Source organism: Janibacter sp. CFPM2_SD2 (assembly GCF_057364645.1).
This window is the reverse complement of record NZ_JBNFOF010000099.1, coordinates 1-11,043: the sequence shown is the minus strand read 5'-3', so window position 1 is coordinate 11,043 and position 11,043 is coordinate 1. Positions and strand designations below refer to the sequence as shown.

At 70.4% G+C, this 11,043-nt stretch carries 10 protein-coding genes, 2 tRNA genes and 1 pseudogene; 3 read left to right on the top strand and 10 right to left on the bottom strand.

The window, feature by feature from the left end; all coding sequences use genetic code 11:
- Positions 1-225 (top strand): hypothetical protein (locus AC2W7J_RS10530; protein ID WP_485982316.1); only part of this gene is annotated, 225 nt, incomplete at its 5' end.
- Between the two features lie 131 nt (positions 226-356).
- Here AC2W7J_RS10530 and AC2W7J_RS10525 read toward each other — a convergent pair.
- From AC2W7J_RS10525 to AC2W7J_RS10515, 3 genes are all read right to left on the bottom strand, one after another.
- Positions 357-1,187 (bottom strand): alpha/beta fold hydrolase, encoded by an 831-nt coding sequence (locus AC2W7J_RS10525; RefSeq protein WP_485982315.1) that lies wholly within the window; start codon positions 1,185-1,187, stop codon positions 357-359.
- Between the two features lie 76 nt (positions 1,188-1,263).
- The gene (locus AC2W7J_RS10520) at positions 1,264-1,764 is read right to left on the bottom strand and encodes a hypothetical protein (RefSeq protein ID WP_255184876.1); all 501 of its coding nucleotides are present in this window, start codon (positions 1,762-1,764) and stop codon (positions 1,264-1,266) included.
- Between the two features lie 177 nt (positions 1,765-1,941).
- A complete protein-coding gene (locus AC2W7J_RS10515; protein ID WP_485982314.1) occupies positions 1,942-3,396 on the bottom strand; it encodes an MFS transporter in 1,455 nt (484 codons plus the stop codon).
- A gap of 67 nt (positions 3,397-3,463) precedes the next feature.
- On the opposite strand from AC2W7J_RS10515, the gene AC2W7J_RS10510 reads away from it, so the two are divergent.
- Complete coding sequence (locus AC2W7J_RS10510) at positions 3,464-3,952, top strand: MarR family winged helix-turn-helix transcriptional regulator (RefSeq protein WP_485982313.1); 489 nt, start codon at positions 3,464-3,466, stop codon at positions 3,950-3,952.
- A gap of 43 nt (positions 3,953-3,995) precedes the next feature.
- A complete protein-coding gene (locus tag AC2W7J_RS10505) occupies positions 3,996-4,349 on the top strand; it encodes an MmcQ/YjbR family DNA-binding protein (RefSeq protein WP_255184873.1) in 354 nt (117 codons plus the stop codon).
- A gap of 46 nt (positions 4,350-4,395) precedes the next feature.
- On the opposite strand, the gene AC2W7J_RS10500 is transcribed toward AC2W7J_RS10505, so the two are convergent.
- The 7 genes and pseudogenes from AC2W7J_RS10500 to AC2W7J_RS10470 all read right to left on the bottom strand — a co-directional run.
- Positions 4,396-4,468 (bottom strand) — tRNA-Ala (locus AC2W7J_RS10500).
- A gap of 13 nt (positions 4,469-4,481) precedes the next feature.
- Positions 4,482-4,655 (bottom strand): hypothetical protein, encoded by a 174-nt coding sequence (locus tag AC2W7J_RS10495; RefSeq protein ID WP_255184872.1) that lies wholly within the window; start codon positions 4,653-4,655, stop codon positions 4,482-4,484.
- A gap of 20 nt (positions 4,656-4,675) precedes the next feature.
- Positions 4,676-4,752, bottom strand: a tRNA-Ile gene (locus AC2W7J_RS10490).
- An 86-nt stretch (positions 4,753-4,838) separates the two neighbouring features.
- A complete protein-coding gene (locus tag AC2W7J_RS10485) occupies positions 4,839-5,309 on the bottom strand; it encodes a DUF3566 domain-containing protein (RefSeq protein WP_255184871.1) in 471 nt (156 codons plus the stop codon).
- Positions 5,306-7,875, bottom strand: a pseudogene (gyrA, locus tag AC2W7J_RS10480) (DNA gyrase subunit A). Before gyrA ends, AC2W7J_RS10485 begins: the two are co-directional and overlap by 4 nt.
- A 63-nt stretch (positions 7,876-7,938) precedes the next feature.
- Positions 7,939-10,011, bottom strand: a complete 2,073-nt coding sequence (gene gyrB / locus AC2W7J_RS10475) for a DNA topoisomerase (ATP-hydrolyzing) subunit B (protein ID WP_255184869.1) — start codon at positions 10,009-10,011, stop codon at positions 7,939-7,941.
- 219 nt (positions 10,012-10,230) lie between these two features.
- Positions 10,231-11,043 (bottom strand): serine hydrolase (locus AC2W7J_RS10470; protein WP_485982312.1); only part of this gene is annotated, 813 nt, incomplete at its 5' end.

Here is an 11,043-nt window from a genome sequence, read left to right as displayed (position 1 = left end):
CGAGGACCCCGCTGGCCGCCCCCGGCCGCCCCCGGTCGAGGGACACCCCCAGGCCCCGCGCCCAGGACGAGGCCGAGGTCGAGGGGCACCGACGCGTGGAGCTCCGCGCGCGACTGGGCGGACAACTCGGCCGTCCCGTCGACGACGGAGACCTCCGAGGGCAGCGACGTCACGCCGCACAACCTCGGTGGCGACCTGCCGGTCGACGAGGACCGCAAGGCCTGACCACACCGAAGGGGGTCTCGCACCAGCGGAACCGACCCCCTTCGTCATGCCATCACCCGTTGGTCTGGGTCCCACGTTCCGCGTGGGCGGTGTGAGGCCGCCCGCGGCCGAGCCTCGAGACCCAGGTCCCCTCAGGCCAGGAAGTCCCCGATGAGCCGCGCGAAGCCCTCCGCGTGCTCGATCTGCACCCAGTGACCGCACCGGCCGAAGACGTGCAGCTGCGAGTCGTCGATGAGCTCGTGCAGTCGCATCGAGGTGCTCAGTGGGATCACCTCGTCGTCGCGGCCGTGGAGGATCAGCGCGGGCTGCGTGAGAGCGCGGATGTCGGCGTCGGGCACGGCCAACGCCTCGACCCAACGCTGCCGCGGGGCGGGGAACATCGCGCTGAAGGCCTCGTGGACCCCCGGCCGAGTCGCCGCGTCGAGCCGCAGCTGGGCCAGGTCCTCGGTGAGCAGCGACTTGTCGTACGCGAAGACGTCCATGAGCTCGATCATGTTGGGCAGCGACGGCTCGAAGCCCCACACCTTGTCCAGGCCCTCGGTGATCTCGAAGGGCACACCCGCCGCGCCCATGAGGACGAGCTTGTCGACCCGCTCGGGGTGGTGCGTCGCGATGTTGAGCGCGAGCGCCCCGCCGAAGCTGTTGCCGACGACCGAGACCCGCTCCAGACCCAGGGCGTCGAGCAACCCGACGAGGTGCTGGGTCCACGTCGCCATGTCATAGGTGACGCCCTCGGGCCGCTCCGTGTAGCCGAAGCCGAGCACGTCGGGGGCGATGACCCGGTGCTGCTGCGACAGGGCCGGCAGCACGCCGCGCCAGTTGGCCCACGCGCTCACGCCCGGCCCGGAGCCGTGGATGAGCAGGACGGGGTCGCCCTCGCCGACGTCGTGGTAGTTGGTGGCCACGCCGGCGACGTCGATCGTGGAGGCGATTTCGGGATTGGCGGTCTGCACATCGGTCATGTCGGCACCGTAGGCCCGTCGACGCCATGCCGAAGGGGGGTGCTCCGCTGTGCGGAACACCCCCCTTCGTCCTGCGTCAGCCGCCGTAGGTGAGCAGCACGTTGCCCGTGCTGTCGTGGGTGTGACCCGGCCAGTAGGTGTTGCTCCACAGGCGCAGGAACTCACCCGACTCCGGGTCGCTCGCGATGACGGTGGGCCCCAGGCCCTGCATCTGCTCCGAGGTGCACCCGGTCGCGAAGGACGCGGTTGCGCCCGCTGGCACCTGGACCGTTCCCGACTCCGGCGGGTCGGGCATCTTGGCGACGCGACCGAGGAGCATCGACTTCTCGTAGAGGCCGTCGTAGAGGGCGAGCGGTGGCTGGTTGTCGCGCAGGACGACCCCCGAGTGGAGGTTCTGGTCCGTCATGAGCAGGACGTCGACGGGGTCGTCCGAGGCGTTGTGCACCGCGACCTCGCAGGTCGGTGCGGCCCAGAAGATCCCTCCCCCAGCGCGGGTGGCTGCGGGTGCCGCGCTCGCGGTCCCGGCGATGAGAGCTACGGCCGCGGCCGCGCCCAGCAAGTGTGTGGTCGTACGCATGGTGTCCCCTTTGATCACCGGCGCGGTCACGGTTGGGCCGCGTCCACCTGAGCAGACGCGTGGGGCCGGGGTCCGGTTGCATCCGGACCCCGACCCCAGGCCGCCCGCTGATCGGGGAGCGAGGACAGAGCGTCTATCCCCCCGCTGATCGAGGAGCGAGGAACGAGCGTCTCGAGATCAGACCCCGCTCGCCACCGGCTCCGGCTCGGTGGTGGCCGCCCGGGCCCGGTGGCGCGGGATGAGCAGGCAGACGAGGGCGCCCGCGAGCGCCGCCCCGGCACCGACGACGAAGCAGACCTTGAAGGCCGACTCGTCGGGGATGACGTGGCCGCCGAGGGTGATCGTGCGGCTGGTGAGGATCGCCGCCATGACCGCGCCGGCGATCGTCGTGCCGACCGAGCGCATGAGGCCGTTGACCCCGACGCTGGAGCCGGCCTCGGCCTCGGGGACGTTGTCGAGGATGAGGGTGGGCATCGCGGCGTAGCCGATGCCCACGCCCGCACTGGCGACGAGGCTGGCGACCATGAGCTGCCAGGGGGCGCTCATGAGGAAGAGTGCGACGAGGTAGCCCAGGCCGACGACGGTCGCACCGACGGCGAGGGTGATGCGCGCGCCGAGGGTCGTGATCATCCGGCTGGAGACCGGGGCGAAGACGAGCATCATCAGACCACCGGGCGCCATCCACAGGCCGGCCTCGAGGATCGTCTGGCCGAGGCCGTAGCCGGTGGCCTCGGGCATCTCGAGCAGCTGGGGCACGACGATGGCCTGGGCCATCATGCCGAAGCCGATGAGCACGGCCGCGAGGTTGGTGAAGAGCACCGGTCGGCGCGCAGCCGTGCGCAGGTCGACGAGCGGGTCGCGGTGGCGCAGCTCGTACCAGCCCCACGCGAGGAGGACCACGACGCCACCCGCGATGCTGCCCACGGTGCGGCCGGAGTCCCAGCCCCAGTCCGAGCCCTTGCTGATGCCGATGAGGGCCGAGCAGAGACCGACGGCGAGGCCGATGATGCCGACGACGTCGAGGTGGGCCGGGTGCGCGTCGTGCACGTGGGGGACGACGACGAGCGTGGCGCCCAGGACGACGAGCGCGAGGCCGGAGGAAAACCAGAAGAGGCCGTGCCAGGAGAAGTCCTGGGCGATCCAGGCGGCGAGCGGCAGGCCGATGGCGCCACCGACACCCATCGTGGCGCTGACCGCGGCGACGGCCCCGGCACGCTTGTCGACCGGCGCGACCTCGCGGACCATGCTGATCGCGACCGGGATGTAGCCCATGGCCATGCCCTGCAGGACGCGCCCGACGAGGAAGGGCGTCAGCGTGTCACCGAGGGCAGCGACCGCCGAGCCGACCGCGAGGAGCGCGGCGGAGGCGACCATGACCTTCTTCTTGCCGAACATGTCGGCCAGGCGCCCGGTGACCGGCATGGTCACAGCAGCGGCCAGCAGGGTCGCGGTGACGGCCCAGGAGGCAGAACCTGCGTCGGTCCCGAGCAGCTTGGGCAGCTCGGCCTGGATCGGGATGACGAGCGACTGCATGAGCGCGCCGCTGAAGCTGCCGAGGCACAGGACGACGATGACGACGACCGGTGAGAAGCGGGACGGCGCGGGCGCGACGGCCGGCGACGAAGCTGACATGAGGAGGGGTCCTTGTCCCGAGGGGGTATGTAATCTACACAAGAAGGCGATGTGTACTCTACACATCATGGAGTCGACAGCCCAAGCCGGTTTCGCGGAGACCTCGCTCACGCCCACCGACGACCCCGCCTGGACGGCGATCAAGGTCTCGGCCAGGTGGGAGCGGGCACGGCGCCACGTCGAGGTGACCCAGCAGCTCAAGGTCGCCGAGGGGCGCCTGCTCTGGCTGCTGCGCGACGGGCAGCCGCGCTCCCTTCGCCAGATCGCCGAGGAGCTCGACCTCGAGCAGTCGACGGTCAACCGGCAGGTCCACGCGGCCCTCGAGTCCGGGGTCGTCGAGCGCTCCCGCCCGCAGGACTCGCCGACCTATGTCATCACCATGAGCGAGCAGGGCCGCGACCGCTTCCTCGCCGACATGGAGCGCCTGCTGCGGGTCTACGGCCACGGCATCGCCGCCGTGCCGGCGGCCGAGCAGGAGCGCTTCCTCGAGCACCTCGAGGCCTTCGCCACCGCCATCGGCGACTGCTCGCAGGCCCCCGCCGGCCCCGCTGGGTGAGCTGCGAGCGCCAGCGAGCCTCGAGACCTGCCACGCTGACCCCATGAGCGCCGACGCCATCCGTGAGCACGCCCTGTGCCTGCCGGGCGCCTGGCCCGACGAGCCCTGGGAGGGCGACCTCGTCGCCAAGGTCGGCCCCGGCGAGCGGGGCAAGATCTTCGCCTTCCTCGGGGAGAGCGGCGTGGGTGTCAAGGCGGGCAGCACCCGCGAGGAGGCCGACGAGTGGCTCGCCCGCTACCCCGCCGACGCCGCGGTCATGGCCTACATCGGCCGCAACGGCTGGAACACGCTGATGATCGGCGGCGCGATCCCCCTGGACGAGCTGCTCGAGGCCGTCGACGACTCCTACGAGGCGATCGTGGCCAAGCTGCCGAGGAAGTACCGACCCCAGGCATGACGAAGGGGGGTGCACCGCCAAGCGGTGCACCCCCCTTCGCTCTCGGTGGAGGCGATCGGACTCGAACCGACAACCCTCTGCTTGCAAAGCAGATGCGCTACCAATTGCGCCACGCCCCCGAGGGCTGGTGGATCAGGTGGGACGGTCGGTGGCCGCGGCCCAGACGCCGCCCTCAGCAGGCTGGGGAGTGCGGGACATCCGGCTGGTGGCCGCGTGCAGGTCCTTGTCAGAACGATGCAGCTCGACCTTGCGCCGGGCGTACACCGCACCGGCTGCTGCCGCGACGAGTACGAGGACCTTCTTCATGGAGATCTCCTCACCGTCAGTGGTGGGCCCAGGAGGACTTGAACCTCCGACCTCTTCGTTATCAGCGAAGCGCTCTAACCGCCTGAGCTATGGGCCCGTGTGCGCCGTGGATCTCTCCGTGGCGCGACGCCCGAGATTACCCCACACTTCCCGCCGACACCAAAACGGCGGTCGGTGCGCGGATCAGTCGTCGGTCAGCGTCATGTGCACGCCGCCGACGAGGCTGGCGACGATGTTGTAGAGGAAGGCACCGAGGGTGGCGACGGCCGTCAGGAGGAAGACGTCGATGACCGCGATGACGATCGACAGGGACAGCACGCGGCCGAAGCCGAGGAAGTCCATGACGTCGAAGGTCTCGCCCGAGCCGTCACCGATGATCTGGCCGGCGAGCTCGTTGATCGAGTCGAAGACGCCCATCGCGGACAGCAGGGCCCACATGACGCCGGTCATGACGACCAAGGCGATGCCCATGGCCACCGAGACGAGGAAGCCGACCTTCATCACGGAGAAGGGGTCGACCCGCGAGACCATGAGCTTGACCCGGCGGCCACCTCGCGGCGCAGGTCGTGAGGCTCCGGCCGACGCGGTGCGTCGGGTCGCCTGGGACGGCCCCGCGGCCGTGCGGACGGCCGTGGTGTCTCCTGTCGTGCTCACTCCTGGTCACCTCCGGGGGCATCCCCCTGCTGGGCGGTCCCCGCCGAGTCCTCGACGGGTGCGTCAGGGTCCGACGCTACATCGTCACCCTCGGCATCCGTTTCTTCGCCACGGTCGACGTTGCGGGCGACGGCGACGATCGAGTCACCCTTGCGCGGCGTCGCGAAGCTGACGCCCATGGTGTTGCGGCTCGTGCGGTTGACCTCCGAGACGGCCGACCGGACGATGTTGCCCTTCTCCATCACGACCATGACCTCGTCGGTCTCGTCGACGACGAGCGCCCCGACGAGCTGGCCGCCCTTGCCGGAGTTGGCGGCCGTGACGCCCAGTCCGGCGCGACCCTTGGCCGTCCACTGGGAGGCCGCGGTCCGCTTGGCGACGCCGTTCTCGAAGACGACGAAGACGTCGGGGTCGGTGCCGTCCTCGATGACGTTGAGCGCCAGCAGCGAGTCGTCGCCGCGGAACTTCATGCCGGTGACACCGCTCGTCGAGCGGCCCATCGGTCGGATGATGTCGTCGCTGGCGTGGAAGCGCACCGACTGCGCATTGCGCGAGACGAGCAGCAGGTCGTCCTCCGGCCCGACGAGGCCGACGCCGATGAGCTCGTCGTCCTCGCGCAGCTTGATCGCGATGAGGCCGCCGCTGCGGGGGGAGTCGTACTCGGTCAGGCGGGTCTTCTTCACCAGGCCGCGCTTCGTCGCGAGCACGAGGTAGGGGGCCGCCTCGTAGTCCTCGATCGCGTAGACCGCGGCGATCTGCTCGTCGGGCTGGAAGGCGAGCAGGTTGGCCACGTGCTGGCCCTTGCCGTCGCGCGCCGCCTCGGGCAGCTCGTAGGCCTTGACCCGGTAGACCCGGCCGAGGTTGGTGAAGAAGAGCAGCCAGTGGTGCGAGGTCGTCGTGAAGAAGTTGCGCACGACGTCCTCGCCGCGCAGGGAGGCCCCGCGCACGCCCTTGCCGCCGCGCTTCTGGGCGCGGTACTCGTCGACCCGGGTGCGCTTGGCGTAGCCACCGCGGGTGATCGTCACGACGACGTCCTCCTGCGGGATGAGGTCCTCCATCGCGACGTCGCCGTCGTAGGGCAGGATCCGCGTGCGCCGGTCGTCGCCGTAGCGGTCGACGATCTCGGCGAGCTCGTCGGAGACGATCTGCCGCTGCCGCTCCGGGCGGGCGAGGATGTCCTTGTAGTCGACGATCCGGGCTTCGATCTCGTCGTGCTCGTCGATGATCTTCTGCCGCTCCAGGGCCGCCAGGCGGCGCAGCTGGAGGTTGAGGATCGCCATCGCCTGCAGCTCGTCGATGTCGAGCAGCTCGATCAGCCCTTCGCGGGCCTCGTCGACCGTCGGGGAGCGGCGGATGAGCGCGATGACCTCGTCGAGCATGTCGAGGGCCTTGAGATAGCCGCGCAGGATGTGGATCGCGGCCTCGTCCTTGCGCAGCCGGTACTCGGTGCGGCGCACGATGACGTCGATCTGGTGCTCGACCCAGTATCGGATGAAGGCCGAGATCGGCAGGGTCCGCGGCACGCCGTCGACGAGGGCGAGCATGTTGGCGCCGAAGGTCGTCTGCAGCTGGGTGTGCTTGTAGAGGTTGTTGAGCACGACCTTGGCCACCGCATCGCGCTTGAGCACGATGACGAGGCGCTGGCCGGTGCGGCCGGAGGACTCGTCGCGGATGTCGGCGATGCCCGACAGGCGACCCTCCTTGGTCATCTCCGCGATCTTCTGGGCGAGCGCGTCGGGGTTGACCTGGTAGGGCAGCTCGGTGACGACGAGGCAGGTGCGACCCTGGATCTCCTCGACCTCGACGACGGCCCGCATGATGATCGAGCCACGGCCGGTGCGGTAGGCCTCGTCGATGCCACGGTTGCCCATGATGAGCGCGCCGGTGGGGAAGTCGGGGCCCTTGATCAGGCCCATGACCGCCTCGAGCGCCTCCTCGCGGGGGGCCTCGGGGTGCTCGAGCATCCACTGGGCGGCGTCGGCGACCTCGCGCAGGTTGTGCGGCGGGATCTGCGTGGCCATGCCGACGGCGATGCCGGCGGAGCCGTTGGCGAGCAGGTTGGGGAAGCGCGCCGGCAGCACGTCGGGCTGCAGCGTCTTGCCGTCGTAGTTGGGGACGAAGTCGACCGTCTCCTGGTCGATGTCGCGCACGAGCTCCATCGACAGCGGCGCCATCTTGCACTCGGTGTACCGCGGGCGGCGGCACCGTCGTTGCCGGCGGAGCCGAAGTTGCCCTGGCCGTCGATGAGCGGGTAGCGCAGCGACCACGGCTGCACGAGGCGGACCATCGCGTCGTAGATCGCGGAGTCACCGTGCGGGTGGTACTGACCCATGACGTCGCCGACGACGCGCGAGCACTTGTTGTAGCCGCGGTCGGGGCGGTAGCCGCCGTCGTACATGGCGTAGACGATGCGGCGGTGCACCGGCTTGAGGCCGTCGCGCACGTCAGGCAGCGCGCGGGAGACAATGACGCTCATCGCGTACTCGATGTAGCTGCGCTGCATCTCCGCGTTGAGGTCGACCGGCTCGGTCCGGTCGGTCTCGGGCGTGGTGGGGGTGTCGGTCATGTGGTCAGGTCACCTCGGGGTCGTGCCGAAGGGGGGCGAAGGCTGGCTCGGCGCGTGGTCGCGTCAGATGTCGAGGAAGCGCACGTCGCGTGCGTTCTTCTGGATGAAGCTGCGGCGGGACTCGACGTCCTCGCCCATGAGGACGGCGAAGATCTCGTCGGCCGCGGCGGCGTCGTCGAGCGTCACCTGGAGCAGGACCCGGGTGTCGGGGTCCATCGTCGTCTCCCACAGCTCCTGGTAGTTCATCTCGCCCAGACCCTTGTAGCGCTGGACGGGGTTGTCCTTGGGCAGGCGCCAGCCCTTCGACTGGCCCTCGGCGATCATCGCGTCGCGCTCGCGATCGCTGAAGGCGAACTCGTGGTCGTGGTTGGACCACTTGAGCCGGTAGAGCGGCGGCTGGGCGAGGTAGACGTAGCCGGCCTCGATGAGCGGCTTCATGAAGCGGAAGAGGAGCGTGAGCAGCAGGGTGCGGATGTGCATGCCGTCGACGTCGGCATCGGCCATGAGCACGATCTTGTGGTAGCGCGCCTTGCTCAGGTCGAAGTCCTCGCCGATGCCCGTGCCGAAGGCGGAGATCAGGGCCTGGACCTCGTTGTTGGCGAGGATCTTGTCGATCCGGGCCTTCTCGACGTTGAGGATCTTGCCGCGGATCGGCAGGATCGCCTGGTTCTCGGGGTTGCGGCCCGCCTTGGCCGAGCCGCCGGCGGAGTCACCCTCGACGATGAAGACCTCGGAGACCGTCGGGTCCTTGCTCTGGCAGTCGGAGAGCTTGCCCGGCAGCCCGCCGGACTCGAGCAGACCCTTGCGGCGGGTCGCCTCACGCGCCTTGCGGGCGGCCATCCGGGCCGCGGCGGCCTGCACGGCCTTGCGGACGATGTCCTTGCCGTCGTTGGGGTGGGCCTCGAGCCAGTGGCCGAACTCGTCGGTCATCGCCCGCTGGACGAAGCCCTTGACCTCGGAGTTGCCGAGCTTGGTCTTCGTCTGGCCCTCGAACTGCGGCTCGCCCAGCTTGACCGAGACGACGGCCGTCAGGCCCTCGCGGATGTCGTCGCCGGTGAGGTTGTCGTCCTTGTCCTTGAGCAGCCCCTGCTTGCGGGCGAAGTCGTTGATGAGCTTCGTCAGCGCCGCACGGAAGCCCTCCTCGTGGGTGCCGCCCTCGTGCGTGTTGATCGCGTTGGCATAGGTGTGGACCGACTCGCTGTAGGCCGTCGTCCACTGCATCGCCAGCTCGAGGGAGAGCTCGCGGGCGGTGTCCTCGGTCTCGATCGCGATGATCTCCTGGGTGACCGGCTCGGCCTTCTTGGACCCGACGAGGTGGGTGACGTAGTCGACGATGCCGTTGTCGTAGCGGTAGGAGACCTTGCGCGCCTTCTTCGGCGCCCCCTCCTCGGAGTCGACGACGTCGGTGATGTCGTCGTCGACGTGGTCGAGGTCCTCGGCCTGCTCCTCCTCGGTGGGCTCCTCGACGCGCTCGTCGACGAGGTTGATCGTCAGGCCCTTGTTGAGGAAGGCCATCTGCTGGAAGCGGGCCCGGATCGTCTCGTAGTCGTAGGTCGTCGTCTCGAAGATCTCGGGGCTGGCCCAGAAGGTGATCGTCGTGCCGGTCGCGTCGGTCTCCTCCTCCTGGCGAAGGGGGCCGGTCGGCACCCCGCCCTCGAAGGACATGCGGTGGGCGTGGCCCTTCTGCCGCACGCAGACGTCGAGGCGGGTCGACAGGGCGTTGACCACGGAGGAGCCGACGCCGTGGAGGCCACCGGAGACCTTGTAGCCGCCGCCGCCGAACTTGCCGCCGGCGTGCAGCTGGGTGAGCACGAGCTCGACGGCGGAGACGCCCTCGGCCTCGTGGATGTCGGTGGGGATGCCGCGGCCGTTGTCCTTGACCCGGACCGCGCCGTCCTCCATGAGGGTGACGTCGATGGTGTCGGCGTAGCCGGCCATCGCCTCGTCGACGGAGTTGTCGACGATCTCCCAGACGAGGTGGTGCAGGCCGCGCTCACCGGTCGAACCGATGTACATGCCGGGCCGCTTGCGGACCGCCTCGAGACCCTCGAGGACGGTGATGGCACTCGCGTCGTACTCGGGAGAGCCGGTGTCCGGCGTCGTCGGCTGGGTCTGGGGAGACTGCTCGTCTGCCACGGTGCTCCTCGAGGGCGGTGCATGGGTCGCCGCGGGCTCGCCCCGTGGGGGCTGGCACCGCGGCCTCAACCCCCCGATCCTACCTCGCGACCGGCCCCGACGACGCATCTGCGGCGCCCGTGGCGGCGTCTCTCGTCGCCGGTCGGGCCGCCGCGCGACTCCCGGTACGCGCACCGGCCCCCCGGGGCGCTCTCAGCGCCCCCTCCCGAACGTCAAGACCTAGGTCGTGCAGGGTTGTCGGAGTCGAACTTCGCAAGACCCTAGGGTTTTGCGGAGTTGGGGGAGCGGGGCCAGGGGCGGGGTCAGCGGCAGCGGCCGGAGGGCGAGGCGGCGGAGGTGGTCGACCAGGGCGTCCGCGAGCTCGTCGGCGATCGCCGTGCCCTGCTCGTGGGTGCCGGTGCGCACCTGCAGCGCGACGGCGACGTCCCCCTTCGCCCCGGGAACGACGCCGAGCTGGCGCACGACGTAGCCCTCGGGCGTGGAGCCCCAGCCGCCCTTGAAGCGGGCGCCGTCGACCGTGCCCAGGCCCCAGCGCTGGCCGTCGACGACCCGGTCCATCGCATCGGTCACCGTGTCGGAGCCGGCGAGGCAGGGCAGCTGCGAGGCGAAGCGGGTCTGGTCACGCAGTCGCCAGTGCGCCTGGCCGAAGGGGGAGTAGCCCGCCACGGTGACCTCGGGCGGGACCCGGGTGCGGCTGTCGCCGCCGCGCTCGAGCTGGGTCTCGACGGCGGAGGCGGCCGCCTCGCCGGAGCCGAGGCGCTCCCACAGGGACTCGGCCGCGTCGTTGTCGGAGGCGGTGAGGGCGGCGTCGATGTCCGCGGTGGCGGCCTCGCCCTGCCCCGAGCGGATGACGGCGAGGGCCAGCGGCACCTTGATCGTCGACCAGGCGACGAGATCCCGGTCATCACCGTGCTCGTGCACCCGGCCGCCGCCGACGGGGGCATGCGCGAGCGCCAGCTGCGCGTCGGGGTGCGCCGCGGCGACCTTGTCGACCGCCCGGTCGGAGGCCCGCTCGCCCGACGCTCGACGCCA